This is a genomic window from Litchfieldia alkalitelluris, assembly GCF_002019645.1.
Taxonomy (GTDB): domain Bacteria; phylum Bacillota; class Bacilli; order Bacillales; family Bacillaceae_L; genus Litchfieldia; species Litchfieldia alkalitelluris.
Genome location: NZ_KV917374.1, coordinates 5,128,127 through 5,154,784, shown reverse-complemented (window position 1 = coordinate 5,154,784; position 26,658 = coordinate 5,128,127). Strand labels below are relative to the sequence as shown.

The following is a 26,658-nucleotide window of genomic DNA, read 5'->3' as shown; positions in this document are numbered from 1 at the left end:
AGCCGACTAGGCTCCTATTTTGCTATTGATAATTCTCTTTCCTTCCCGACTGAACGTGATAGAGTGATGTCAACAGCTTTGACTAAAACATCAATTCCGGTAAAAATCGCATCTTTATTAAAACTCATTTGTGGGTGATGTAATCCAGGTGCCAAATCACACCCCAATCCCAGCATAGTTGCTTTTATGGACGGGTTCTTTACTGTGTAATAATGAAAGTCATCTCCACCTGTTGTAACAATTGGTTCAGCTAATCGGTCATAACCAAGAACCTCTTCGATTGCCTTAGATAAAAGCGCTTGGGCTTCATCATTAACTTCTGCAGCGACTAAGTTTGCTGGCATTTCAGTTTTTATTTCAACATTATAAAGGGTTCTAAGAGTACGAAAAACTTGATCTATTCTTAACTGTAGCTCCTCCATTGCCTCGTTTGTTTGAGCGCGAAGATCAATACTAAATGTTGCTGAGCCAGGAATAACGTTAAAACTTTCTCCTCCAGCATGGAACGAAGTTAATTTGACAGAATAGGGTGTCATCGGATTTAATACAATTTGCTTTAGCATTTGAACAAGACTTGCACCTACTTCAATCGCATTTACCCCTAGATGAGGTCTTGCGCCATGCATATCATCACCATGAATAGAACCTGTAATACATCCACTAGCGCCATGGTAAATTGCTGGTGAAGCCTTCCCGTTTTCTAGTTCCTGATAAGGTCGTAGATGAACACCAAATAAATAGTCAAGATCATCTGCTACCTTCTTTTCAATTAACTTAAGCGCTCCATTACCTTTTTCCTCAGCAGGTTGAAAAATAAACCGGATCGTTCCTTGATGAACTGTCTTATTCAAAAGTCGCAATAATGTACCAAGAACAATCGTCATATGAGCATCATGTCCACAAGAATGAACAGGCTGATACACACCATCAACCTCTTGCCATAGCGCATCAATATCAGCACGAATTCCAATAACAGGAGAGCCACTACCGATTTCAGCTATAAGGCCAGTATGATCAGGAAACGTTGTCACTCTGCAAGGGAATTGTTGCAAAAACGTTCTTATATATTGTGTTGTTTCATATTCCTTCCAACTTACTTCGGGATGATTATGAAAGTAATTGAATAGTGATAAAATTTCTTTTTGAAAACTCTGCTCCTCTAATGTAGTCAAAAAAGTGACCTCCTAAAAACTGAACAATAATATTTTTAAAATAGTACCATGAAGATTGAATTTTCACAATCTTTTTTCTGGGAACTGGGGTAAATTATTTGGAATAGGACTATTTCTTGGGCTTCGATGGAAAAGCCCAAGAGAAGTGAACAGTTTAAACACTTTTGCTTGTTTACGGAAAGTGCTGTCTAGAGTTGGTGAGAGTTCAGATAGAGCTTGATGCGCTTGGTTTTTAAAGGTGTCCGAAGTCGTTGAGTGTTCGGACAGCTATTGATACTTGGATTGTAAAGCTGTCCGAAGTAGTTTCGAGTTCAGACAGCTTTTGTCGTTTGTCTCTCCAAGCTGTCCGAAGTAAGCTCAAGTTCAGACAGCTTTTGCCGCATGGCTCCTAAAGCTGTACGAAGTAGGCTTAAGTTCAGACAGCTTTTGCCGCATGGCTCCTAAAGTTGTCCGAAGTAGGCTCAAGTTCAGACAGCTTTTACCTCATGGCTCCTAAAGCTGTCCGAAGTAGGCTCAAGTTCAGACAGCTTTTGCCGCATGGCTCCTAAAGTTGTCCGAAGTAGGCTCAAGTTCAGACAGCTTTTACCTCATGGCTCCTAAAGCTGTCCGAAGTAGGCTCAAGTTCAGACAGCTTTTACCGCATGGCTCCTAAAGCTGTCCGAAGTAAGCTCAAGTTCAGACAGCTTTTGCCGCATGGCTCCCTAAGCTGTCCGAAGTAGGCTCAAGTTCAGACAGCTTTTGCCGCATGGCTCCTAAAGTTGTCCGAAGTAGGCTCAAGTTCAGACAGCTTTTACCTCATGGCTCCTAAAGCTGTCCGAAGTAGGCTCAAGTTCAGACAGCTTTTACCTCATGGCTCCTAAAGCTGTCCGAAGTAAGCTCAAGTTCAGACAGCTTTTGCCGCATGGCTCCCTAAGCTGTCCGAAGTAGGCTCAAGTTCAGACAGCTTTTGCCGCATGGCTCCTAAAGCTGTCCGAAGTAAGCTCAAGTTCAGACAGCTTTTGCCGCATGGCTCCCTAAGTTGTCCGAAGTAGGCTCAAGTTCAGACAGCTTTTGCCACAAGGAACTCCAAACTGTCCGAACTCCATACTGTTCCATTATTTATAATCAAGATTTATATATACATAAAATAGTATTTAGCAAGAAAAAGAAGATTGTATCAGCACTAATACTAAGCAAATCCCAGAGTGAATTCAATTCATAAATTGTTCATTATTAGCAAGTTAATTACGTTTAGTAACTGCTATAATATAAGTGTAGAGAGAAAAGATACTACAAGGAGGGTTAAGCATGATACTATGCGAATGGAAAGACTTTTCAACAGATACTGAAACTTACACATTAGAGGCGTTTGAAGAGCTTATAGGCGATGAATTTGAAGCAATGATGATTGAGGAAGGAAAGACAATTCCTTCATACGTTTGGACCACCAATTTTGTATGTTTACTAAAACAGAATACTAGAATGTATAATGATATTTCAATAACAAAAATTTTAAGAAATCCTGCTTGTGAATAAAGTAAAAAAATATACACAAACACTTGCTCAACAATTCACAAACTGTTCACACACAAATTATAATTAAGGTTTTATAATGTATACATGGTAGTAATTACCGATTATACATTTTATTTTAGAGAGAACATGTGAAATATATCACAAACTTTTATGTGTTTTATTTTTTAAAAGATATATGTGAAATGTTTCACAAATAGGAGGGTTTACAATGGCAGTTGAAGAAAAAGAAGTAACAAAACAAAACGAAGTTCAAACAATGATTGACTCACTTGTGGAAAAAGGACAAAAGGCACTTAAAGCTTTCTTGGAATTTGACCAACAAACGATTGATAAAATCGTAAAAGAAATGGCTTTAGCTGGTTTAGATCAACATATGCCACTTGCGAAACTAGCAGTTGAAGAAACCAAGCGTGGAGTATTCGAAGATAAGGTCATTAAAAATATTTTTGCAACAGAATATATCTATAACAATATTAAATACGATAAAACAGTTGGAATCATTAATGAAAATGACTTCGATGGTTTAGTAGAAATTGCAGAGCCAGTTGGTGTAGTGGCAGGGGTAACTCCAGTAACAAACCCAACATCAACAACTATGTTTAAAGCATTAGTTTCCATTAAAACTAGAAACCCTATCATCTTCGCGTTTCATCCATCTGCACAAAAATGTAGTAGTGAAGCTGCAAGAGTATTGCGTGACGCAGCAGTGAAGCATGGTGCACCTGAAGATTGTATTCAATGGATCGAGTTACCGTCAATTGAAGCAACGAAACAATTAATGAACCACCCTGGAATTGCACTAGTACTTGCAACTGGTGGAGCAGGAATGGTGAAATCAGCTTACAGTACTGGGAAGCCGGCACTTGGTGTAGGCCCTGGTAACGTTCCGTGCTATATTGAAAAAACTGCTGTTGTTAAACGTGCAGTTAATGACCTAATTTTATCAAAAACATTTGATAATGGAATGATTTGTGCTTCTGAGCAAGCAGTAATCATCGATAAAGAGATCTATGAAGAAGTGAAAGCTGAAATGCTTGATAAAGGCTGCTACTTCTTATCAGCTGAAGAAACTGCTAAAGTGTCTAAACTTGTGATTAGAGAAGATACATGCGCAGTAAATGCGGATATTGTTGGTAAATCAGCATACGAAATTGCAAAAATGGCAGGAGTTAAAGTGCCAGTTGATGCAAAAATATTAGTGGCAGAGCTACAAGGTGTAGGTCCTGACTACCCACTATCAAGAGAAAAATTAAGCCCAGTACTTGCATGCTATAAAGTAAATTCTACAAGTGAAGGATTACAAAGAGCAGAAGAAATGCTTGAGTTTGGTGGTCTTGGTCACTCAGCTGTTATCCACTCTACAAATGAAGAAGTTCAAAAAGCCTATGGAATCAGAATGAAAGCATGCCGTATTATCGTTAATGCTCCATCTTCTCAAGGTGCAATTGGTGATATCTACAATGCTTTCCTACCATCATTAACTCTTGGGTGTGGTTCTTACGGGAAAAACTCAGTAGCATCTAACGTTGGAGCGATTCATCTATTAAACGTAAAACGTATGGCGAGAAGGAATAATAATATGCAATGGTTCAAAGTTCCACCAAAAATCTATTTTGAGAAAAACTCAACTCAATATCTAGCAAAAATCCCTAACATTTCACGTGCATTCATCGTAACAGATCCTGGAATGGTGAAGCTTGGCTATGTAGACAGAGTTACTCATTATCTTCGTCAACGCCCAGACCTAGTTCATGTCGATGTGTTCTCAGATGTTGAACCAGATCCATCAATTGATACAGTTATGAAAGGTGCAGAAGCGATGATGGCTTTTCAACCAGATGTCATTATTGCGCTTGGTGGAGGTTCAGCGATGGATGCTGCAAAAGGAATGTGGTTGTTCTATGAACACCCAGAAGCAGACTTCTTTGGCTTAAAACAAAAGTTCCTAGATATTCGCAAACGTGTTGTTAAATATCCAAAGCTTGATAAAACTCAATTCGTTGCAATCCCAACAACCTCTGGTACAGGATCTGAAGTAACTTCATTCTCTGTTATTACAGATAAAGTTAATAATATTAAGTATCCATTGGCCGATTATGAGTTAACTCCAGATGTAGCGATTGTTGACCCTACTTTTGTAATGACCGTACCAAAAGTAATTACTGCAGATACAGGTATGGACGTTTTAACACATGCATTTGAAGCATATGTTTCAATTATGGCGAATGATTACACAGACGGATTGGCAATGAAAGCGATCCAACTTGTATTTGAATATCTACCTCGTGCCTATCATGATGGAAGTGACGCAGTAGCTCGTGAGAAAATGCATAATGCATCTACGATTGCGGGTATGGCATTTGCCAATGCATTCTTAGGAATTAACCACAGCTTAGCTCATAAGCTTGGTGCCGAATTCCATATTGCACACGGACGCTCAAATACAATCTTAATGCCGCATGTCATTCGTTACAATGCATCTAAACCTAAGAAATTTGCTTCATTTCCTAAATATGAGCACTTTATTGCAGACCAACGCTATGCTGAAATTGCTAGAACACTAGGATTACCTGCTAGAACAACAGAAGAAGGTGTTGAAAGCCTAGTTCAAGCTGTTATTAAGCTAGCTAAAGAGCTAGACATTCCGATGAGCATTGAGGCGAATGGTGTAACTAAGAAACAATTCGAAGCTAAAGTTGACTATTTAGCAGAGCGTGCTTTTGAAGATCAGTGTACTACTGCTAATCCGAAGTTACCTCTTGTAACAGAATTAGCTGAAATTTATCGTCAAGCGTTTAAGGGTGTTTAATAAATAAATTATCTTTGCAAAAGAAATAACCAGCTGATAAATGATCAGCTGGTTTTCTCTTTTGAAATTATTGTTTTACTATATATTCAAATAAAAACGATTCTCCATTCATATAAAAACGTGGATCATAAATACCTAGTCTTGTATCATCATCAACAACCACAACAAAAGGAGACCAGTGATATAATGTATGAGCACTTGGATTAAGATTAAAAAGTACTTCTAAATTTGCATTATCTTGTGAATGTAATGTATACATTGGCTTTGGTTTAGTAAATAAAGTATCATCAGTAATCTCAACAATATCATCACTTTTACCAATGACCGTATAATTCCAGGGAATAAAGCTAGCAGAAAGTGCTAATTGATCATAGTTGTTCTCATATTGCTTATATATAAAGTATCCTTGAACAGATTGAATAGATACGTGTAAAACAATTAGTAGCCATGCTAAACGAAATAACTGATGTCGATTCTGCTTTATGTACTTAGAGATAATCATTGATGAAATCATAATTAACCAAAAGATGACATCAACAATCGGAATAACTCCAAAAGTAATGCGAATGGAGGAGAATGGCTCAAAATAGCCTGTCCCCCATGCATTGAAAAGATCACTCGTATTATGTATGAATACGGCAATACACGATATGAAAAATAATCGTTTATAGTCTTTTACCTTGAAAAGAACGATACAAAGTAGTGTTAAAACGAGTGCCCAAATTGGTACAAGGAATAATGAATGTGTAATTCCCCGGTGCCACATCTGATAAAGTCCTTCTGTATCCCAAAATCTTGATATCACATCAATATCGGGTATCTGGCTTCCTCCAATTGTTGCGAGTAAAAGGGACTTTTTTGTTGCCTTTGAATCATTTTCTTTATTTATTGCTCCATATAAAGTCATGCCAAAAAGTGTATGTGTTACTGTATCCAAACAACGTTCACCCCGTACAAATGAAATTAATAAATAAGGTTGTCCTAATAATAGAACAACCTCGTCTCGTTACTTTTTTGGAGAATCTTGATTCTTATTACTTGGTAATGGATCAATTTTAACTGCATCATGTGGTTCAATCCCCCACCTTAACACATAAATAATAAAAACGACCCCAAAAATGAGGAAACCAAACATGACAAGTGTTGTTAACCACATTCCCACCATAATAACCATCTCCCCCTTTATACACATATATGCAGAGGAGGAAAAGGTTATAACTGTGTTTTGTTATGTACTATTTTTTACGTAGTGAGCCTAGCTCTTCAACTAATGCTTGCATCTCATTAGGGCTAAAAGAATTTTTTTTCATCACTAAATCATAGATCTCTGTTAATTCTTCGTACATCTCTTCATCGAAGTGTGATGGTTTTATCGCACCTAAATTAAGCACCTTAAGCTTGTCTTTTATTTTTTCAATCATAAATTCAACATTTTCGACAGATTTTTGAGTTAAATCCATAAGTTTCATCCTTTCGAAATATCCTTTTTACTATTGTATCATGTTTTGCGATAAATCTATTCCTTTATTCTTCTCCTTATTTCATTAAACTTGCAGTTTTGATTATAATTATATTAGGTCTTTTCTGAAATATTGTTGCTAGGTGACCTAATTATAGAAAATACACTATTTTTTTCAGAATTATGGTTTTTATTTTAGCAAGAAAAGATGCCACTCTACTTAATTCAAAGTAATTTCAAAAGACCTTTTAAAAGCAACAAAGTTTACGAAGTCAGTTTTATATTAAAAGAAATGTAGGAGGGGGATATAAAATGGTTAATGTGTTATTTGTTTGTCTAGGTAATATTTGCAGGTCTCCAATGGCTGAAGCAGTCTTCCGAAATATGCTAAACGATGCTGGTTTGAATGATAAAATAAAAGTGGATTCAGCAGGTACAGGACACTGGCATGTGGGCAAGCCTCCTCATGAAGGAACCCGTCAAGTTTTAAACGATAAGGGAATAAGTCATGAAGGGATTAAGGCTAGACAAGTGGTCAATACTGATGTTGTTAATTTCGATTATATTATTGCAATGGATGCAGAAAATCTAGGGAATTTAAGAAGAATTGCTGGTTACAAACAAACAGGGTACATAGGAAGATTATTGGATTATGTAACAGACAGTAAAATAGAGGATGTCCCAGACCCATATTATACTGGTAATTTTGATGAGGTTTATGATTTGATTTCAAGTGGCTGTCGTGGTTTATTAGAGACAATTAGGAGAGAGAAACATTTATAGTTGGACTAGTTTTAAATAAATCAAAATAGGTTATATAAAATGGAGGATTGTATTTTATGGCTAGAAATAAAATGGTAGAAGGAATGCTGCTTGGTGCAGTCGTAGGTGCTGCGATTTCGTTGTTTGACCGTGAAACAAGAGAACAAGTGGTCAATGGGACGATAAAAGCCGGGGAAAAGGCAGCCCATCTTATTAAACATCCAGGGCAAGTTGCTAGTGAGATGAAGGAAAATATCCACCAGGTTCGGACGACGCTTGAACAGGTGTCAGAGGATATTCGATTTATAACAGGGAAAGTAAGTGAATTAAATCGTACAACTCCTGAAATGATAAATATGATAAAAGATACTCAAGATGTTTTTACAAGTTTCAAGTCTGTAGACGAGAACAGGAGGCTTGAGGAATAGAGGTGTTTTGATGAGTATAAGTAAAGGCTGGGAATTTATAAAAGATCTTATAAAGCGATTCAATGAGGATGAAGTTGCAGGGCTTTCTGCAGAGTTAGCCTACTTTTTCTTACTATCACTATTTCCTTTTCTCATTTTTAGTATAACGTTAATAGGTTTTTTGCCGATTTCAGATATTGATATTTTAAACAGTGTACGCGAATATGCACCAGAAGGTACGATTGAGATGATTGAGCGAAACTTACACTCTATAATCGGTTCTCACAATGGGACACTTTTATCATTCGGTATTATTGCTACTATTTGGTCAGCATCAAACGGAATCAACGCTGTTGTTCGTGCATTTAATCGAGCCTATGATGTGAAGGAAAGTAGACATTTTCTAGTTGCGAGGGGAATGTCAATCTTATTGACACTTGGAATGGTTATCGTGATTGTGGTTGCTTTATTACTACCAGTATTTGGTCGTCAAATTGGGATGTTTATTTTCTCAGCTTTCGGATTTTCATCAGAGTTTTTAAGTGTTTGGAATGCGATTCGTTGGTTGTTTAGTGCTGGAATTTTATTTATTGTGTTTAGTTGTCTTTACTACTTCGCTCCAAACAAAAAGCTAAAATTAAAGGAAGTGTTAAGTGGGTCTATCTTTTCCACGTTCGGTTGGATGTTTGTATCCCTCGGATTTTCATATTATGTAAGCACTTTTGGGAATTACTCAGCCACTTATGGGAGTCTAGGTGGGATTATTGTTCTTATGATTTGGTTTTACTTATCAGGGATGATTATTATTATTGGTGGCGAAATCAATGCAATCCTAAATTGTAAGAGGATTAGGGCAGAAAGATAGGTATCAGTATAAGATAAGGAGCGCTAAGTATAACCTTAGACGCTCCTATCTTATGCTCTCTTTTCAAGAGTATTGATAAATTTTTGGCCAGTGCAAAAGTGAAAAATTTACGAAAATCGCTTTACTTACGCTTTTAATAACCGAAGTCCGTTTAAAATAACTAGAATGGTACTTCCTTCATGACCTATTACCCCAAAAGGTAAATCAATGATTTGAAGGAAGTTTGAACAGATTAAAAGCATAATCACCGTGATTGAGAAAATAATGTTTTGCTTAATAATGCGGTTCATTCGTTTTGACAGTTGAACAGCCTCTGCAATTCGCGTGAGGTCATTTTTCATTAATACAATATCAGCTGTTTCTAGCGCAACATCTGTACCTTCACCCATTGCAATTCCTACATTTGCTGTTGCAAGGGCAGGGGCATCATTGATTCCATCGCCAACCATCGCGACAGTTATATATTTGGCCTTCAAGTCCTTGATATGTTTGACTTTGTTCTCAGGTAAGCATCCAGCGATATAGTCATCTATTTTGCTTTCGGTTGCAATAGCAGATGCTGTTTTTTCGCCATCCCCAGTAAGCATGATTGTATGAATGCCTAATTGTTTTAATTGCTTAATCGAATCTGCTGTATCTGTACGAACAGTATCTTTTAGCGCAACTAATCCGATAATTCCTTTAGAGTCACTAGCATATATAATTGTGTTTCCTTCTGAAGCAAGTTGATTAGATATGTTATTGTTAAATTGTTTTGCGATGGTTTCACCAACGAACTCTGCTTTCCCAATTTTCCATTCTTTATTATTGACTGTCCCTATGATTCCCCATCCAGGAACATCTTCAATCCCATCAGGTTGTAACAGTTTTAAGCCAAGTTTTTGTTCAGCATGCAAAACAATTGATTGTCCTAATGGATGTGTAGAGTGTTGTTCAATTGACGCTATATGATGAATAAAGTCCTGTTCAGAGATATCTTCCCTGACAATCGTTGCGGTTACTTCGGGTTTCCCTTTAGTCAAAGTTCCGGTTTTATCAAAAGCAATTGCTTTAAGGTTTCCTAGTTGTTCAAGGTGAATACCACCTTTAAATAAAATCCCGTGTCTAGCGCCAGTAGATATCGCTGACAAGGTAGCTGGCATAATCGAGGCAACAAGTGCACATGGTGATGCAACAACTAAAAGAATCATTGCGCGATAAAAGGTCTCATTCCAACTCCAACCTAATAAGAAGTATGGCAAAAACATCATTATACCTACTGCAGCTAACACACATTTAACATATAAACCTTCAAATTTTTCAATAAACAACTGTGAAGGTGATTTTTCACTCTGGGCATTTTGAACAAGCTGAATAATTTTTTGGAAGAGGGTATCACTGCTTTTTTTGTTAACCTCTACTGTGATTGACCCCTGTAAATTCACAGTACCTGCATAAACAAACATCCCAATACTTTTAGAGACAGGTAGAGATTCCCCTGTAATAGTTGACTCATCAATGTTTGTTTGACCTCTAATAAGTTTTCCATCAGCGGAAATTCTTTCGCCAGGTTTAATTAAGATACGATCTCCTATTTTTAAGCTTGAAACACTTACAATTTTTTGAGTGCCGTTTGCTAATAAGGTTGCCTGTTCTGGTTGCATTTTCATTAATGCGGATATTTCCCTATGACTTTTATTCATTGTATAAGTCTCAAGAGCCCCACTTAATGCAAAAATAAAGATGAGAATAGCCCCTTCCATCCAATAACCAATAATCGCGGAGCCTATTGCAGCAAAAATCATCAGCATTTCTACATTTAACTCTTTATTTTGGATCGTATCTTCAATTCCTTCTTTTGCTTTAGCGAATCCACCGACGATAAAAGCAGTTAAAAACATAGCCACAGCAAGATTGTCTCCATTAGTTTTTGTGAGCGTATACCCTACTAAAATCATAAGGCCAGATATAATTGCTGCGACTAATTCTCCATGCTCCTTTATTTGTGTAAACAGAGGAAAGCGTCTCTTTTTATTAACGTTACTTATGCTTGGTTTATTTGAAGATTGTGTTCTAATTTCAGTTTCCATTATTATCGCCTCCTATTTTCTAATTGAGAAAAATAATCAGAATCAGTACCCTTATAAAATAGCGAAAGCTGCCGTCAGGTATGACAGCAGCAAAATTACAAGAGATATTCCTATATTAAAATTATTATAATTTAATTATATCATGTCTTCTAAAAATAAAATAGGCTCTAATTGTGAAGTCTTGCAAAACTTTTTTTATAATATGAATCAAAATGATCAAATGTGCACAAAAACACCAGGCCCTTCAAGTGGTCTGGTGTTTGCAGAAAAGAGAATGTGTATAATTTGAATCAAGTATTTATGGTGACTAGCTCCAGCGCCAAATCACTAGAGAGCTTTAAGAGCCCTAGTCATCAGAATCTTCCATCTCTTTTCGGGGCTGACTAAGTCGCGCTTGCGCTTTTCTTAAAGTTATTCGGCGATCTCTTCAAGCAAATAATACGAAGTATTATAGATATGTTCGATTTCCGCATCTAACGATTTTTGGAAAAATAGGTAAAAAGAAATAAAAAGACTATCAACTTGTTTTGTTGATAGTCGGACTTTTAATGCTGATTCGCGATAACCATAGAGGTCTTTCTACCTTTAAACAAAATGAGCAGAAGAATTGCTAAATACAAAAAGCTAATAATACTGAAGAAACTTATGTTTTTAATATATTGAATAAAAAGTCCCCCAAAAGACGGCCCAATTAGGCTTCCGAGACTAAAGAAGATTCCGCACATAATATTCCCTGTAGGTAGCAAATTTTTAGGCATCAAATCAGCCATGTAGGAAATACCCAGTGAGAAGGTGGAGCCAACAAACATGCCGGCAATAAATAAACATAAAGCGAGTAGAAAAAATGATTGCTCAAGAAAGCCAGCTGTTGTAAAGCTTATAAACCCAAGTGTTAGAATGGCTATTAAAGTTTTCCTTCTTCCATATTTGTCACTCAATATTCCTAATGGCAGTTGGAAAACAATCCCACCAATTGCAAATGAAACCAATAGGAAGGAGACATTTTTTACATCTAATCCTATTCTAAGGGCATAGACAGGAAAGCTGCCATTTAAAGAAGCCTCAAGGAATCCATATGAAAGCGGTGGTAAAAAGGCAACCCAACCATATTTCCAAGCTGCTGAAAATCTTTTCATTGTATCAAAAAAGGAATTCATCTCTACGTCTTGTTCAGGATGTTCGTTTTTCAGTAAAAATAGAAATGACCAGCTTATTAGGCATAAAACCGATGATAGTATAAAGGGTAAAGCTTCATTAATATGTACTAAAGGTGTCATTAAAGGACCGATTGCAAAACCTATTCCGAAAAATAGTCCGTAAAGTGATATATTCCTGCCTCGCTTGTTAGCAGGAGAAAAGTCGGTTATCCACGTTTGTGTACCAAAATGAAGAGCATGGTCTCCTATCCCAATTAATAAACGTAAGACGAACCAGAACCAAAATGATTGCCATACAGGAAAGAGGGCAAGTGAAATAATCACAATTAATCCACCAATCAAGATGATTGGCTTATATCCGAATTTTCTTAGGGGCTGCTCCATGAAAGGGGAAGCCAATAATACACCTATATATAAGGCTGTAGCATTTAATCCGTTCAAAAATGAAGAGACACCACTAGTCTCAAAGATGACTGCAATTAAAGGTAAAAGCATCCCTTGACTGAAACCTGAAATAGCTACAATACTAACCAAAACCCAAAAACGAATGTTTGTATTTTGCATAACGATCTCCAATACAGAAAATTGATTAAAAACATCGAGTTATTTTAATCACAACATACATCATACAAAAGTTTGGGGTTGTCTGTCACGATAAAGGGTTTTTTACTGTTACTGATACACTAAATAGATTAGTTAGGTTAAATTTAAACTACGATCTCCAATGAAAACCAGCAAATGCACCTCAAGATTAATCTGTTGGAGAAAGGATAGCCAGGCATTCTTAATAGATAACATTTGCTAAAAGGTGGCATCTCATTTATATTTTTAGTACATATTTTAATTTACAGTCTGGAGTGAATTACATAATGGAATTTAAAATGAAGGAAGTTGGGTTTACCACAGAATTTGAATTTGGTGAATTACATGTAGCAGGTGATGAAGCACATGGATATAGACCGTTTCAACTAATGGTATCATCTATTGTTGTTTGTAGTGGTGGCGTGTTAAGAAAAATTCTTGATAAGAAAAGAATAAAAATTGATGATCTTACAATAAAATCAGCTGTTACTCGAAATGAGGCTGAAGCGAATCGAATTGAAAAAATCTGTATACATTATTTAATTAAAGGGACTGATCTAGATCCTAAAAAAATAGAACAATCCATACATTTAGCAGCAAAAAATTGCCCTATGGCACAATCCGTTAAGAATAGTATTGAAATTGAGGAAACATTTGAGTTAATTACACAGTAGTAATTTATCAAGATGCGTTAAGTTGTTAACGCATTTTTTTTATGAATTTTCATAAGAAATAAAAAATATGAATTAAAAATGATGTCTGATATACTATAAATTTTACTAACAATAAATTGAATAGAATTCACAAGGAGTAACTTGAATGATTAAAACTTATTACTATAGAACGCTATTTTATCTAATTGGGTTGTTCGTCATCTCATTAGGGATTAGTTTGACCATTGTTGCAGATTTAGGAGCAGGTGCTTGGGATGCGTTAAACGTAGGACTTTCCAACATCATTGGTTTTACAGTAGGAACTTGGACAATTATTGTCGGTATTATCTTAATTATCCTCAATGCTATTTTGTTAAAATCAAGACCTGCCTATTTAGCAATCATTACGATTACCCTGATTGGCTTTTTTATTGATTTTTGGCTTATTTATATGTTCGGAGATCTTGTCCCAACTGACTTTGGGCAAAAAATATTGCTGTTGATTTTAGGAATCATTGCACTTGCGTTTGGGATTGCAACCTATTTACAGGCGAAATTTCCACTTTCACCGATTGACCAATTAATGGTCGCAATTAGGGAAAGGTTAAAAGTGAATTTAATGGTTGCCAAGACAATTGGTGAAGTTACAGCTTTAATCCTTGCGTTTATTTTTAAAGGCCCAATTGGAATTGGAACGATCATAATTACCTTCAGTATAGGACCTCTAATCCAATTGTTCTTCCCAACATTAGAAAAGTGTATGGATATGTTAACAAGAGAAAAGCAGGTATTTGCAAAAAAGAATGGATAATTTCATTTTTATTCGAAAAAACTAACAGCAAAAGGTTGAAAGGAGTCTCTTAGATGAAAGTACTATTTCATTGTTTTGCTGCTATAGTTTTATTATTAAGTCTGTCGAATGATGTTTTCGCTGAGAAAAATAAAGATAAACCTGTTGAGGAAAAAAAGGATAAGGAAGAAAAACCAAAACAACAACCAGAAGAAACTGAAGCTGCTGAAAAATTTGAGATACCTAATTCAGTAATGAATATCACGAAAGAAAATACCTATCCAAACCCAACGCAAGATTTACCATATTTACAGCCAAGTGATCTTGCGGAGGAGTTAATTAATACTGCTGAAGTAAAAATTGAGAATCCGGATTTAATAAAAATCCTTAACGAATCGTCAATTTCAACTACTCCATTAGCAATAGGTTATCGTGCTACGATTTATCTTGGACAATGGGCGCTGAACTACGAATCTTCTGAAACAAGCATTAACTGGGAATATCAAAAGGTTAATACTAACTACTATGATAATCGTGGTGGAAAAGCACCTTACCAAATCCATTATCAACAAGAAGCCCAAAAGCAAGTTAAGGGTGGTTTAACTGCAAAAATTGACAGTGATGATGAAGTGAAAAAAATGATGTTAATTACTGCAGCGAATAAAACAAAGCTTCCGTTGTCTTTTACAACAATCATCGGTGCTGGCACTAAAAAAGACCAAATCTATAATATTCCATCAAAACGCTTGGGCTATTTATATGGATATGCACCTGCAGTTAACGAAAAAGGGAAAGTAACTTACGGTGAAGTCTATCTCGTATTAAAAGGAAGTAAGAAAAGCATTGTGGTTAAAAATGTAACTCATCAAGGAATTGGGGCCTGGATTCCAGTTCAAGATCATATATCATTTGGATTTATAGCTACAGAAAAGCCGAGGTAAGAATTAATAAAAAAACGCTTGATTAAGCGTTTTTTTTTGTCTTGCAAAAAGTGTGTACTAATCTGTATACGGGTAATAATAAGAAGAGAAATTACCTTCTTAAAGATTGCCATAAATAAGCATCTTTAATATGATAATACGGAAAGGAGCGATTTACTTGGGTAATGCAATTCACGATAAAGACTCACAAATTTCATATTTGAAAAATCGTTTAAACATGTTTTTAGACGTTATAGATTCTTTAGATCCTGAATCTACAGATTTAGATGATATTGATCGATTAATCAAAATGTTGGATGATTTAGAGTTTAAGTATGACCAATTTAAAAATGATTGGGAAGAAGAATAAACCGCCTTATTGGTGGTTTTTTTATTGGATTGAGATAGTATTCTGTGGGGGGGGATTTGAGGGGAAACCTTGGTGTGGAATCTAGCGAGAGTTGATTGAAAAGCGGCGTGAACCCGAAATAGTGCTGGTGGGAGAAATCTCATAAGGAAATTCAGTTGAGGAAATTGCCAATCATCCTCCGAGAGTAACCTGTGCTAAGGAATCCGGCGGGAATCAAGCTAAATGCGGCGAGAATAACAGAAAATGCGGCGGGAATCAAGCTGAATGCGGCGCAAGCATCCACCGAGAGGAACCTGTGCAATGGAATCCGGCGGGTTGTATGATAAATGGGGCGAGAATAACAGGAAATGCGGCGGGAATTAAGCTAAATGCATGAAAAATGGGGCGGGAATAACAGAAAATGCGGCGGGACCAAGCTAAATGCGGCGCAAGCACCCACCGAGAGTAACCTGTGCAATGGAATCCGGCGGGTTGAATGAAAAATGCGGCGAGAATAACAGAAAATGCGGCGGGAACCAAGCTAAATGCGGCGCAAGCACCCACCGAGAGTAACCTGTGCAATGGAATCCGGCGGGTTGAGTGAAAAATGGGGCGGGAATATCAGAAAATGCGGCGGGAATCAAGCTAAATGCGGCGCAAGCACCCACCGAGAGTAACCTGTGCAATGGAATCCGGCGGGTTGAATGAAAAATGCGGCGAGAATAACAGAAAATGCGGCGCAAGCACCCACCGAGAGTAACCTGTGCAATGGAATCCGGCGGGTTGAGTGAGAAATGCGGCGAGAATAACAGAAAATGCGGCGGGAATCAAGCTAAATGCGACCACATTTAATTAAAGAACAGGCGAGAACCAAACTGAGTCCGGCGTGAGCACCCAACTAGTGGACTGAGCTGAACATCCGTCTGGGAATCAGAAGCCAAAACCAAAAACCTTCGACTATATCCAACGAATTTCATCGAATTTCACCAAAAGATCTGTATCCGTTTGCATAACTCTTTTCGAATAAGAGGTAACAGGTTATAATTGTACCTGTAGTAATTGGTCAGAATAATTTAAAATTTTTATAATATAAAAGTGATTATTGAATATGTTTTATAGGGGAAACAAGGGAGAGGGGTAGTAAAAATGGAAAAAATTCAAGAAAGTATGTACAAGTTAATTGTGGAAACATCTACAAGACTTCCTAAGGATGTGAGACGTGCTGTAGCCAAAGCTAAAGCACTTGAAAATGCAGGGACACGTGCTGCAATGTCACTTGCAACCATTACAAATAATATAAAGATGGCGGATGATAATGTATCACCAATCTGTCAGGATACAGGTTTACCAACCTTTAAAATTAAAACTCCGATTGGGGTTAATCAACTTAAAATAAAGGAAGCGATTTTTAAAGCAATTGCTCAAGCAACAAAGGATGGGAAGCTACGCCCAAATTCAGTTGATTCACTGACAGGGGAAAACAGTGGAGATAACTTGGGATATGGGACACCTGTCATAAAGTTTGAACAATGGGAAAAAGACTATATTGATGCACGCCTTATCTTAAAGGGTGGTGGCTGTGAGAATAAAAACATTCAATACAGTCTTCCGTGTGAATTGGATGGTTTAGGAAGAGCTGGAAGAGATTTAGATGGTATTCGTAAATGTGTTATGCATTCAGTCTACCAAGCCCAAGGTCAAGGCTGTAGTGCCGGTTTTATCGGGGTTGGAATAGGTGGAGACCGTACTTCAGGCTATGAGCTGGCAAAGGATCAATTATTCCGTAGTGTTGAAGATGAAAATAGTCATGAAGACCTCAAAAAGTTAGAAGACTATGTAATGGAAAATGCCAACAAGCTTGGAATTGGTACAATGGGGTTTGGTGGTGAAGCGACATTACTTGGCTGTAAGGTAGGAGTTATGAATCGTATCCCTGCAAGCTTCTTCGTCTCAGTCGCATATAATTGTTGGGCATTCCGCCGCCTTGGGGTGACTCTTGACCAGCATTCAGGTGATATAAATGACTGGTTATACCAAGAAGGAGAAGAAATTGATTTTTCCAAAGAAGATGGAAGAATCCAAGAAACGACCAAAGAAGAAGCAAAGATGGTTGAGTTACAAGCACCAATTACTGAAGAACAGGTTCGTCAGTTAAAAGTGGGAGATGTGGTTCGTATAAACGGAAGAATGTTTACTGGTCGTGATGCGATTCATAAATATTTGAGTGATCATGAGGCTCCTGTTGATTTAGATGGTCAGATTATATACCATTGTGGACCAGTTATGCTTAAGGATGATGAAGGTAATTGGCATGTAAAAGCAGCCGGACCTACAACAAGTATCCGAGAAGAACCTTATCAAGGCGATATCATGAAAAGGTTTGGGATAAGAGCCGTAATTGGAAAAGGTGGCATGGGTCCAAAAACACTTGCTGCACTTAAAGAGCATGGCGGGGTTTACTTGAATGCGATAGGTGGTGCCGCACAATATTATGCAGACTGTATAAAAGGTGTAGATGGGGTAGACTTGATGCAATTTGGGATTCCTGAAGCAATGTGGCATCTTCAAGTTGAGGGATTCACAGCAGTTGTAACAATGGACTCTCATGGAAATAGTCTCCATGCAGATGTGGACAAATCATCTCTGGAGAAGCTTGCACAATTCAAGGAACCAGTTTTTAAATAAGATAAGATTAAATAAATTGCCAAGACTGAAACATGGTGGTCTTGGCTTTTTAATTGTCGTCTTTTAAAAATGGCTTGTTCACATAATGATACATAACACCCATTAACAGTGCTCCGCCAATCAGGTTTCCAATTGTAACAGGGATTAAATTCCTGATAACACCGCCGAATGTGATCGTTTCAGGATGTTCAAGGATGAGTGCGATGGCAAAAGTACACATATTGGCAATACTATGCTCATAACCAGAAATAAAAAAGCAAAATACAAATAACACCATTGTAAAAAGTTTTGGGCCATCACCTTGTAAAGACATTGGAATAAAGAAAGCAAGACATACAAGCCAATTACAAAGAATTCCACGGAAAAAGAGCTCGGAAAGGGGGGCATGGATTTTTTTCTCAGCAACGCTTAACAGAAAACCATTAACAGAGTAATCATCGAACAAACCGGTCGTATAAATTAGAAAGGCAAACACGATCGCTCCAAGAATATTGCCGATATAGCTTAAAGTCCATAATTTATATACTAAATTCCATTTCATCTTTTTTCTAAGAGCAGTGTATGTATAGTAAAATGTGTTTCCTGTAAATAAGTCTCCGCCACCATATGCGATTAAAATGATGGCTGCTCCAAAAGTAATCGCTGCCATGGGATATGTGAACGGTGAATGTTCAGCGTAAAAAAAACCACCAGTTTTAAATGCAACAATAACCCCAAATCCAATAAACATACTTGCAAGCATTGAACGAGCAATATAGTGGAGAGGATTTTTTGAGTAAATTATCACTTTTTTTAAGGCGAGCTCCTCGACTTGTTCAAGTGGTTTAATTTCCATAGCACCATGTTACCTTTCTCTAGAAAATATGTCTCATCTATTTTAACCAGTGATCTACAGGATATGTAGCAAGTAAACGATATTGGAAAACACTTCCCAGCATGAAGTGCCTGATTCTGCAAATATTAACAAATAACATGCTGTAGTTTAGGGAGGGTCATTTGGTGAATAGGATTGTTTTTTTGCTTGTTGTAATTGGAATAACCTTTTCATGTAGTTCTTATGCCAATGCGAATTATTCCAATCAACCAATTCATTGGGGGTTTAAAAAGAGTCAAAACCATGAACCACCAAATGCAGGTGAAGAGTTGAATGTATTATTGGGAAATTATAGCACTTATTATCTTGGAGATACAACCAAAAAAGAAGTTTACTTAACCTTTGATAATGGATATGAAAATGGGTATACAGGACAAATATTAGATGTGTTAAAGAAGAAGAATGTCCCTGCTACATTTTTTGTAACAGGACATTACCTAAAAGATCAATCAGAATTGGTTAAACGAATGGCAGCTGAAGGTCATATTGTAGGAAATCACTCCTGGCATCACCCCGACTTAACAAAGGTAAGTGATGAGCGCCTTAAAAGAGAGCTAAATTCAGTTAGAGATGAAACAGAGCGTTTAACAGGACAAAAGGATGTTGCATATTTACGTCCTCCTCGGGGTGTATTTAGTGAAAGAACACTTGCACTATCAAATGAACTCGGATATCAAAATGTATTTTGGTCATTAGCATTTGTTGATTGGCATGTAGATCAACAACGAGGGTGGGAATATGCTTATGAGAATATCATGAGACAAATTCATCCCGGGGCAATTCTATTACTTCATACAGTCTCTAAGGATAATGCTGAAGCGCTTGAAAAAGCCATAACAGATCTTCAAGCTGATGGATATTCATTCCATAGTCTAGATCATTTAATGACAAAAAAATTGGACATAGATGAACCATTGTTATTTAATATCAATTAGCTCTAGAGCTGTGGTTCGGGGCTGTCCCTGGAATTGTGAGAAGAAGGGGATATCCACTTTGGCACCTTTGGGTAAACGCTTAAAGGTGTGTTTTTGCATTTGATTTGATAATTTTTGCTATACTAGTAAGGAGTATAGTAAATAAGATGGAGCTGTAATGATGAAGCCTCAAACAAAAAAGTCTAATGATAATATAAAACTTCAAGAAGGGCAAACCTTTCCATTAACAATCAAGCGTTTAGGTATAAACGGTGAAGGGGTTGGCTTTTTTAAAAAGCAGGTAGTCTTTGTACCAGGTGCACTTCCGGGTGAGGAAGTCGTTGTCGAAGCGACCAAAGTGCAAGAGAAGTTTGCTGAAGGTAAGATAAAGAAAATTCGCAAGAAATCGGAGCATCGAATTGCTCCACCGTGTCCTATTTATGAACAATGTGGCGGCTGCCAGCTTCAACATTTGGATTATCATCAACAACTAAAGGAAAAAAGGGATATTGTTGTCCAAGCATTTGAACGTTATACAAATGTATCAATTGAAGAACTTAATATAAAACAAACTCTTGGGATGGAAGATCCATGGAATTACCGAAATAAAAGTCAATTTCAAGTTGGCTTACAAAAGCAAAAGGTAATTGCCGGACTATACGGGATAAACTCACATTATTTAATTGATATAGCAGATTGTATGGTCCAGCATGAGGCAACAAATAAAGTGACACAAGTTATTAAGAGAATCTTACAGGATCTAAAGATTTCCATCTATAATGAACGAAATCGAAAAGGGCTTGTGCGAACAATTGTCACCAGAGTGGGTGTGGAATCTGGGGAAGTCCAGGTGGTTCTGATTACTGCCGAGAAAAACATCCCGAGAAAACAAGTGTTAGTTGAAGAAATCACTAAAAGGTTACCTGAGGTCAAATCTATTGTTCAAAATATTAATGGCAATAAAACCTCCCTCATTTTTGGAGATGTTACCCAACCACTTCACGGAAAAGAAGTCATTCAGGAAACCCTTGGGGATTTACAGTTTGAATTGTCGGCAAGGGCATTTTTTCAGTTAAATCCATACCAAACCGTAAAGTTGTATGATGAAGTTAAAAAAGCAGCACAGTTAACAGGAAACGAGAAAATTGTTGATGCATACTGTGGAGTTGGAACAATTGGCCTTTGGCTTGCTAAGGATGCAGCAGAACTAAGAGGAATGGATACCATTGGTGAGGCGATCGCGGATGCGAAAAAGAACGCCAAAAGACATGGAATCGATAATGCTACATATGTTACAGGTAAAGCGGAAGAATGGTTACCAAAATGGGTTAAAGAAGGCTGGAAACCGGATGTTGTTGTCGTTGATCCACCTCGAACTGGTTGTGATTCAAAGCTACTCGAAACAGTCATGAAGGTAAAACCGAAGAAACTTGTGTATGTATCTTGTAATCCATCTACATTAGCAAAAGATATTAAAACATTATCAAAGAATTATAAAGTGAATTATGTACAACCTGTTGACATGTTTCCTCATACGGCGCATGTGGAGTGTGTCTCGCAACTTATTTTAAAAGAAGGCACCCTCTAAACTGTACCCGATAGAGTAGACAACTTAAAAAGGTCTGCACTATCGGGTACTTTTATGTACAATTAGTTCAAAACTGAGAACCGGGGTTGATCATTTGTCGAAAATGCTCTTCACGGATAAAGAATAAGTTTAGGATATTTAAGTTTTTTATCGATATTAATTGCATAGCCCGCATTAGCGCATTCCTGGGGTTTTCGTCCAACTGACCTTTTATCAATAATGCTTATGTAGAAAACGAGCTGTGATGCTGTTTTTTCCTGAGGAGTGTATAACCAATAAATTAGTTTTATACTTTTGATGACAGTGACTAGTCACTAAAGAATAGATGCTATAGTTATTAGTTATAACAACTGATAACTTTTATCAATTACACTATAACCTTTTAATCATGATAGGATACAAACAATGATATAAAAAGATTAAGAGGAGAGTTGATTTTATGAAACAAGAGCAAATTGTGGTTGATGCAATAATTGATGGGAAAAAATTCAAAACTAAAAAACTGGCTCCACGTGAAAACCCAACGCGTCCAAGCGAAATTGTTGGTTATGCACCGGTTAACACGCGCGAAGAAGCGATATTGGCGATTAATTCTGCTCATAATGCTTTTCCTAGTTGGGCAGAAACTCCTATTGAAGATCGAATTGAACGTATGAGAAAGGCGATAAAAAAGATTAAAGATGCAACTCCAGAAATTACAGAATTGCTATCAAGAGAACACGGGAAACCGCTATATGATTCCAATGGAGAAGTAGGAGTAACATTAGCTTGGATGGAATATGCGTGTGCTAATGCTAAGGAAGTATTGAAAAGTGAAGTTCACGAACATGAATATGGAAAAACAATTATTGCTAAAGATGCAATTGGGGTAGTGTCAGCAATTATACCTTGGAATTATCCGTTGGCCCTTTCTACAATAAAGATTGCTCCTGCCCTACTAGCAGGTAATACGATGGTTTTAAAACCGAGTCCATTTGCTCCGCTTGCTGTAAGTAAGGTAATCGAGCTGGTTTCTAGTGAGTTTCCTAATGGGGTCCTTAACTTAGTCCATGGAGAGAGTGAAGTAGGTGTTGAATTAACCTCCAATCCAAAAGTATCTAAAATTGCCTTTACGGGCGGAACTGAAACAGGGAAACATATCATGCGTTCTGCTGCGGATACCTTAAAGCATATAACACTGGAATTAGGTGGAAATGATGCGGCCATTTTCCTGAAAACCTTCGATGTAAATGATGAGAGAGCAATGCGTCGACTCGTTATTTCAAATTTCTTAACTGCTGGGCAAATATGTATGATTGCTAAAAGGATATACGTTGACAAATCAATTTATAAACCGTTCGTTGAAAATTACATTGAGGCTGCAAACAAGTGGATTAGAGTAGGGGATCCATTTAATAAGGACGTTACCATTGGCCCAGTTAATAACAAGAAACAAATAGATCATGTTCAAAGTTTAATTGATGATGCAGAAAGTAAAGGGGCTAAAGTGATTAAACTCGGTAAGGTGCTTGATGAGGACTTGTTTAATACAGGCTATTTTATGCAACCCACAGTCGTTTTGGGAGCAGATAATAACGATCCAATTGTTGTCGAAGAGCAATTTGGACCAACAGTTCCAATATTACCTTTTGATGATGAAAAGGATGCAATTAATTTAGTAAATGACAGTATTTATGGCTTAACTAGTTCTGTTTGGGGTAAAGAGGAAGATGCGGTGAAAGTTGCAAAACAAATTCAGGCTGGAACTACAATGATAAATACTGCCGCAGTTCAAGGGCTAGATGTGCGCTTCCCATTTGGTGGTGTTAAACAATCTGGATTTGGACAGGAATATGGGAAAGAAGGACTTTTAACCTATACAAATACACATGTGATCAATATTCCGAAGGTCGGTGAATTACCATATATTCCAGAATAATGAAGTGATGTGAGTAGGGGTTTTATGCTTAAATCCAATTGCGATTGCCGTTAATGAACAGTAAGTTCAACCTTGCTTAGAAAAAGGAGTCCATCTTTATCCAAGATGGACTCCTTTTTTAATTGAAACTTTTTTCAACTATTATCGTAAGTAATAATATAAATCTAATTTTTAGTTAGTGGGGAATCACAATGAATTCAATCCAATCTATGAGACGTAAGCAATTGGTTTATACAAATTTCCTTCTAGTCCTATCTGTATTCATTTATTTTATAACGATTAATATTCTAAAGTTACAAATGGGGTTATTTTTCCTTAGCTTAGGGATTATTATATTCGTTCAATCTATTTACGGTCTATTGAAAAAGAACTCAACAAAATCACTCATTCCCATTTATGAGCAAGTAGCAGAATATGAGAAAGAGAAAATGGGAAATGAATGGTATAGGCAAAGGAGAATGGGGTTTCTCGCAAATCTTGTATTAAGTGGAATTATGTTTTTTCAAGCATATGTTAATCGTGCTTCAACAGATAACATGTCCTTTTTAGATCTGAGGTTTATGCTCATTATGATGGCGATTCTTTTAATTACTGTAAACATTGGTTTATTCTTTCATATAAAGAAGGTGGACCGATCTGTTTCTATAGTGGATTTTAAAGGCTATACGTGTAAGTCATTTTCCATAGCAATTGTTGTAGGTTTGGTGATGGGGGTTTTGTTTACATCCTTCACCTTATTTTTTTTGTTTATTTCTGCCACTCTTTCACGCTCACAATCTTTTTAATGTATTTGCTGTAATTGAAGAAGGTATTATTAGTAGAAGTAGATTTATCTCCTGGAAAAGGATAAAAGCCTTTGAGTTTGTTCCTATAAATGTCACACATAGATTTTACGGATTTTCAAAAAAGGTTAATGGTACATTTGAATTGAAAATAAAGCTCAAGTGGTTTTCAACCAGTTGTATAGTGACATCGAGCGAAATGAAAGAGAAGCTAGCGGGTATTTTTAATGAAAAGAAGATTGCTGAAAAACGATCAGACTAAAAAACTAGTCTGATCGTTTTGAGTAGGTTATTATGATTTCTCACCACTAACGTTCCGTAATTCCTCAATTCGTTTTGGTTCATTTTTAAAGTATTGAACAAGATCCCCAATGCGATCAATTGCATCCCAACTTAAGTGATGTTCAATTCCCTCTACATCATTATAAATATTATCAGGTTTAACACCTATAATTTCAAGGAATTCCTCTAATAAATCATGACGATAAACAAGTCGGTGCCCTAGTTTTTCGCCCTTGGTTGTGAGACTGAGCCCTCTATACTTTTCATAATTTAGGTATTCATCCTCATCGAGTTTTTGAACCATTTTCGTTACTGAAGAGGGGAGTACTGAGAGGTTTTCTGCGATATCCGAAACGCGTGCATAACCCTTTTTGTTGATTAAGATATAGATTTGTTCAATATAATCTTCCATACTGGGTGTAGTTTTCATTTATTTTCCCCTTAGTTAATTATTCTTAAATTATAGTTCATAAAACGATTCTTAACAACAATGCGTACTCTGACCTACTCTAATGAAAACGCCTAGTATAAATTATGATTGACAAATGTGCTATGTGAAGATAAATTTATAATAAATGAAAAATAAGTTCACAAATTTGTTTTTAGAGCATAAGGTTAATTATAAATATTTTTTTATATAAAAGTTTCCCTAAGGAAACAATTGTGGTCAAGGTGAAAGTGTGCAGTTTAATTAAATTTGACAAAAAGGATGTGTATCACTAAATTAAAATATATAGAATTTTTTAACAATAAAAAAATTCCTATCATATAATCGAATATCCTATTTTTTTACACATAAGTTTCCTTAGGGAAACTTAAATGGATTAGGTAAACTATTAACAAAATGGATACCTAATGCATAGATATTAAAAGGTAATATTAATGCATTATAAAGACTAGCGAAAAGCTTATTTAAAGGAGAGAGAATAATGGCTGAAAATTTGTTGTTTGCGTTTGCCTTAACATTGATGGCAGGTCTAGCCACTGGAATTGGAAGTCTTTTAGCTTTTTTTACATCAACCACTAATACGAAATTTTTATCAGTAGCACTTGGTTTTTCAGCAGGGGTAATGATTTATGTATCGATGGTTGAAATTTTTGTAAAGGCTCAGGATTCACTTACATCCGCACTCGGACTTCAAATGGGGAGTTGGATGACAGTTGTAGGCTTCTTTGGTGGAATGCTATTAATTGCAGCGATTGATAAGTTTATCCCAAAACAAGGTAATCCGCATGAACTGAAAAAGGTTGAGGATATGAATGCACCCAAGGATCCTTCAAAGGACCCAGCTTTATTGAAGATGGGGACTTTTACAGCTCTTGCAATTGCGATTCATAATTTCCCAGAGGGTATAGCTACCTTTACAGCGGCATTGCAAGATCCTTTGATGGGGGTTGCAATTGCGGTGGCAATAGCCATTCATAATATACCAGAAGGTGTTGCAGTTTCGGTACCGATTTATTATGCAACAGGTGATAAGAAGAAAGCCTTCAAATTATCATTTTTATCTGGACTATCCGAGCCCTTAGGTGCAGTAGTTGCTTTCTTATTTCTAATGCCATATTTAAATGATGTGATGTTCGGAATAATCTTCGCTGCTGTTGCAGGAATCATGGTCTTTATTTCCCTTGATGAATTATTACCAGCAGCCAAAAAATACGATGAAACACACTTATCTATTTATGGTTTAATTGCAGGTATGGCTGTTATGGCTGTTAGTCTCTTATTATTTATATAATATTGGGTCTTCTCGTAAACTTTGTTGCTTTAAAAGGTCTATAAAATCCTATATGAAATAGGAAGAATGGTAGCTTTTCTTTTGAAACTAAACCTTAATGTTGAAAATAACAGGATCCTTTGTGGAGTGAAGATGGATTTAACAAAGGAAAATGCACAGGTAAAAGAATATGATTTATCAATCCTATTCGCACCTAAAATAGTGAAAAGCTCGGGAAGTTTTTCCCGAGCTTTTTTACTTATAACATTCATCTATCATGGGCTGATAAAATAAGGAGAGAAACTTCCCTTAATTAGGAAATGAGACAGAAAATAGTTAATATAGAGGTCAAAATTCCCTCTATTTACTTGAAAAACATGAAAGTAGG

Annotated in this window: 23 protein-coding genes; 15 read left to right on the top strand and 8 right to left on the bottom strand. The window is 36.6% G+C overall.

Annotation, left to right across the window (positions count from 1 at the left end):
• Nucleotides 1–14: 14 nt before the first annotated feature.
• Nucleotides 15–1,172, bottom strand: a complete 1,158-nt coding sequence (locus tag BK579_RS24110) for a M20 peptidase aminoacylase family protein (RefSeq protein WP_078549920.1) — start codon at nucleotides 1,170–1,172, stop codon at nucleotides 15–17.
• Between the two features lie 1,287 nt (nucleotides 1,173–2,459).
• On the opposite strand from BK579_RS24110, the gene BK579_RS24105 reads away from it, so the two are divergent.
• The gene (locus BK579_RS24105) at nucleotides 2,460–2,687 is read left to right on the top strand and encodes a hypothetical protein (RefSeq protein WP_078549918.1); all 228 of its coding nucleotides are present in this window, start codon (nucleotides 2,460–2,462) and stop codon (nucleotides 2,685–2,687) included.
• A gap of 208 nt (nucleotides 2,688–2,895) precedes the next feature.
• Nucleotides 2,896–5,496 carry a bifunctional acetaldehyde-CoA/alcohol dehydrogenase gene (gene adhE / locus BK579_RS24100; protein ID WP_078549916.1) on the top strand — a complete coding sequence of 867 codons (2,601 nt, stop codon included), beginning with the start codon at nucleotides 2,896–2,898 and terminating at the stop codon, nucleotides 5,494–5,496.
• Between the two features lie 67 nt (nucleotides 5,497–5,563).
• Here the strand turns inward: adhE and BK579_RS24095 are convergent, their stop codons facing one another.
• The 3 genes from BK579_RS24095 to BK579_RS24090 form a co-directional block, all read right to left on the bottom strand.
• Nucleotides 5,564–6,433, bottom strand: a complete 870-nt coding sequence (locus tag BK579_RS24095; protein WP_078549914.1) for a metal-dependent hydrolase — start codon at nucleotides 6,431–6,433, stop codon at nucleotides 5,564–5,566.
• 69 nt (nucleotides 6,434–6,502) lie between these two features.
• A complete protein-coding gene (locus tag BK579_RS25930) occupies nucleotides 6,503–6,661 on the bottom strand; it encodes a hypothetical protein (RefSeq protein ID WP_169891245.1) in 159 nt (52 codons plus the stop codon).
• Nucleotides 6,662–6,731: 70 nt separating this feature from the next.
• A complete protein-coding gene (locus BK579_RS24090) occupies nucleotides 6,732–6,956 on the bottom strand; it encodes a DUF1128 domain-containing protein (RefSeq protein WP_078549912.1) in 225 nt (74 codons plus the stop codon).
• Between the two features lie 311 nt (nucleotides 6,957–7,267).
• Between BK579_RS24090 and BK579_RS24085 the strand changes: the two genes are divergently transcribed.
• From BK579_RS24085 to BK579_RS24075, 3 genes are read left to right on the top strand one after another with little or no spacing between them, the layout of a single operon-like run.
• Nucleotides 7,268–7,738, top strand: a complete 471-nt coding sequence (locus tag BK579_RS24085; protein WP_078549910.1) for a low molecular weight protein-tyrosine-phosphatase — start codon at nucleotides 7,268–7,270, stop codon at nucleotides 7,736–7,738.
• Nucleotides 7,739–7,794: 56 nt separating this feature from the next.
• Nucleotides 7,795–8,145, top strand: coding sequence for a YtxH domain-containing protein (locus BK579_RS24080; RefSeq protein ID WP_078549908.1), 351 nt, complete (start codon nucleotides 7,795–7,797; stop codon nucleotides 8,143–8,145).
• Between the two features lie 10 nt (nucleotides 8,146–8,155).
• Nucleotides 8,156–8,989, top strand: coding sequence for a YihY/virulence factor BrkB family protein (locus tag BK579_RS24075; RefSeq protein WP_078549906.1), 834 nt, complete (start codon nucleotides 8,156–8,158; stop codon nucleotides 8,987–8,989).
• Nucleotides 8,990–9,114: 125 nt separating this feature from the next.
• Here BK579_RS24075 and BK579_RS24070 read toward each other — a convergent pair whose 3' ends face one another.
• On the bottom strand, nucleotides 9,115–11,058 hold the full coding sequence (locus BK579_RS24070; protein ID WP_078549904.1) for a heavy metal translocating P-type ATPase: 1,944 nt from the start codon (nucleotides 11,056–11,058) through the stop codon (nucleotides 9,115–9,117).
• A 545-nt stretch (nucleotides 11,059–11,603) separates the two neighbouring features.
• Nucleotides 11,604–12,779 carry an MFS transporter gene (locus tag BK579_RS24065; RefSeq protein ID WP_078549902.1) on the bottom strand — a complete coding sequence of 392 codons (1,176 nt, stop codon included), beginning with the start codon at nucleotides 12,777–12,779 and terminating at the stop codon, nucleotides 11,604–11,606.
• Nucleotides 12,780–13,084: 305 nt separating this feature from the next.
• On the opposite strand from BK579_RS24065, the gene BK579_RS24060 reads away from it, so the two are divergent.
• From BK579_RS24060 to BK579_RS24040, 5 genes are all read left to right on the top strand, one after another.
• A complete protein-coding gene (locus BK579_RS24060) occupies nucleotides 13,085–13,471 on the top strand; it encodes an OsmC family protein (RefSeq protein WP_078549900.1) in 387 nt (128 codons plus the stop codon).
• Between the two features lie 145 nt (nucleotides 13,472–13,616).
• A complete protein-coding gene (locus tag BK579_RS24055; RefSeq protein ID WP_078549898.1) occupies nucleotides 13,617–14,261 on the top strand; it encodes a YczE/YyaS/YitT family protein in 645 nt (214 codons plus the stop codon).
• A 53-nt stretch (nucleotides 14,262–14,314) separates the two neighbouring features.
• The gene (locus BK579_RS24050) at nucleotides 14,315–15,181 is read left to right on the top strand and encodes a YfkD famly protein (RefSeq protein ID WP_078549896.1); all 867 of its coding nucleotides are present in this window, start codon (nucleotides 14,315–14,317) and stop codon (nucleotides 15,179–15,181) included.
• A 157-nt stretch (nucleotides 15,182–15,338) separates the two neighbouring features.
• Nucleotides 15,339–15,530, top strand: a complete 192-nt coding sequence (locus BK579_RS24045; protein ID WP_078549894.1) for an SE1561 family protein — start codon at nucleotides 15,339–15,341, stop codon at nucleotides 15,528–15,530.
• A gap of 1,125 nt (nucleotides 15,531–16,655) precedes the next feature.
• On the top strand, nucleotides 16,656–18,194 hold the full coding sequence (locus BK579_RS24040) for a fumarate hydratase (protein WP_078549892.1): 1,539 nt from the start codon (nucleotides 16,656–16,658) through the stop codon (nucleotides 18,192–18,194).
• Between the two features lie 49 nt (nucleotides 18,195–18,243).
• Here the strand turns inward: BK579_RS24040 and BK579_RS24035 are convergent, their stop codons facing one another.
• Nucleotides 18,244–19,029, bottom strand: coding sequence for a formate/nitrite transporter family protein (locus BK579_RS24035; RefSeq protein ID WP_078549890.1), 786 nt, complete (start codon nucleotides 19,027–19,029; stop codon nucleotides 18,244–18,246).
• A 182-nt stretch (nucleotides 19,030–19,211) separates the two neighbouring features.
• On the opposite strand from BK579_RS24035, the gene pdaA reads away from it, so the two are divergent.
• The 4 genes from pdaA (at nucleotide 19,212) to BK579_RS24015 (ending at nucleotide 24,273) form a co-directional block, all read left to right on the top strand.
• The gene (gene pdaA, locus BK579_RS24030; RefSeq protein WP_235848610.1) at nucleotides 19,212–20,003 is read left to right on the top strand and encodes a delta-lactam-biosynthetic de-N-acetylase; all 792 of its coding nucleotides are present in this window, start codon (nucleotides 19,212–19,214) and stop codon (nucleotides 20,001–20,003) included.
• Nucleotides 20,004–20,160: 157 nt separating this feature from the next.
• Complete coding sequence (rlmD, locus tag BK579_RS24025) at nucleotides 20,161–21,570, top strand: 23S rRNA (uracil(1939)-C(5))-methyltransferase RlmD (protein ID WP_407936263.1); 1,410 nt, start codon at nucleotides 20,161–20,163, stop codon at nucleotides 21,568–21,570.
• Nucleotides 21,571–22,009: 439 nt separating this feature from the next.
• A complete protein-coding gene (locus BK579_RS24020; protein WP_078549886.1) occupies nucleotides 22,010–23,488 on the top strand; it encodes an aldehyde dehydrogenase family protein in 1,479 nt (492 codons plus the stop codon).
• A 191-nt stretch (nucleotides 23,489–23,679) separates the two neighbouring features.
• Entirely contained in the window at nucleotides 23,680–24,273 is a 594-nt protein-coding gene (locus BK579_RS24015; RefSeq protein WP_078549884.1) for a hypothetical protein, read from the top strand.
• A gap of 289 nt (nucleotides 24,274–24,562) precedes the next feature.
• On the opposite strand, the gene mntR is transcribed toward BK579_RS24015, so the two are convergent.
• On the bottom strand, nucleotides 24,563–24,982 hold the full coding sequence (gene mntR / locus BK579_RS24010) for a transcriptional regulator MntR (protein WP_078549882.1): 420 nt from the start codon (nucleotides 24,980–24,982) through the stop codon (nucleotides 24,563–24,565).
• 499 nt (nucleotides 24,983–25,481) lie between these two features.
• Here mntR and zupT point away from each other — a divergent pair, with 499 nt between their 5' ends.
• Nucleotides 25,482–26,291 (top strand): zinc transporter ZupT, encoded by an 810-nt coding sequence (gene zupT / locus BK579_RS24005; protein WP_078549880.1) that lies wholly within the window; start codon nucleotides 25,482–25,484, stop codon nucleotides 26,289–26,291.
• Nucleotides 26,292–26,658 lie beyond the last annotated feature (367 nt).

Coding starts and splice junctions, on each gene's coding strand:
- BK579_RS24105 (WP_078549918.1), top strand. CDS start 2,460: ATGATACTATGCGAATGGAAAGACTTTTCAACAGATACTGAAACTTAC.
- adhE (WP_078549916.1), top strand. CDS start 2,896: ATGGCAGTTGAAGAAAAAGAAGTAACAAAACAAAACGAAGTTCAAACA.
- BK579_RS25930 (WP_169891245.1), bottom strand. CDS start 6,661: ATGGTGGGAATGTGGTTAACAACACTTGTCATGTTTGGTTTCCTCATT.
- BK579_RS24090 (WP_078549912.1), bottom strand. CDS start 6,956: ATGGATTTAACTCAAAAATCTGTCGAAAATGTTGAATTTATGATTGAA.
- BK579_RS24085 (WP_078549910.1), top strand. CDS start 7,268: ATGGTTAATGTGTTATTTGTTTGTCTAGGTAATATTTGCAGGTCTCCA.
- BK579_RS24080 (WP_078549908.1), top strand. CDS start 7,795: ATGGCTAGAAATAAAATGGTAGAAGGAATGCTGCTTGGTGCAGTCGTA.
- BK579_RS24075 (WP_078549906.1), top strand. CDS start 8,156: ATGAGTATAAGTAAAGGCTGGGAATTTATAAAAGATCTTATAAAGCGA.
- BK579_RS24070 (WP_078549904.1), bottom strand. CDS start 11,058: ATGGAAACTGAAATTAGAACACAATCTTCAAATAAACCAAGCATAAGT.
- BK579_RS24065 (WP_078549902.1), bottom strand. CDS start 12,779: ATGCAAAATACAAACATTCGTTTTTGGGTTTTGGTTAGTATTGTAGCT.
- BK579_RS24060 (WP_078549900.1), top strand. CDS start 13,085: ATGGAATTTAAAATGAAGGAAGTTGGGTTTACCACAGAATTTGAATTT.
- BK579_RS24055 (WP_078549898.1), top strand. CDS start 13,617: ATGATTAAAACTTATTACTATAGAACGCTATTTTATCTAATTGGGTTG.
- BK579_RS24050 (WP_078549896.1), top strand. CDS start 14,315: ATGAAAGTACTATTTCATTGTTTTGCTGCTATAGTTTTATTATTAAGT.
- BK579_RS24040 (WP_078549892.1), top strand. CDS start 16,656: ATGGAAAAAATTCAAGAAAGTATGTACAAGTTAATTGTGGAAACATCT.
- BK579_RS24035 (WP_078549890.1), bottom strand. CDS start 19,029: ATGGAAATTAAACCACTTGAACAAGTCGAGGAGCTCGCCTTAAAAAAA.
- rlmD (WP_407936263.1), top strand. CDS start 20,161: ATGATGAAGCCTCAAACAAAAAAGTCTAATGATAATATAAAACTTCAA.
- BK579_RS24020 (WP_078549886.1), top strand. CDS start 22,010: ATGAAACAAGAGCAAATTGTGGTTGATGCAATAATTGATGGGAAAAAA.
- BK579_RS24015 (WP_078549884.1), top strand. CDS start 23,680: ATGAATTCAATCCAATCTATGAGACGTAAGCAATTGGTTTATACAAAT.
- mntR (WP_078549882.1), bottom strand. CDS start 24,982: ATGAAAACTACACCCAGTATGGAAGATTATATTGAACAAATCTATATC.
- zupT (WP_078549880.1), top strand. CDS start 25,482: ATGGCTGAAAATTTGTTGTTTGCGTTTGCCTTAACATTGATGGCAGGT.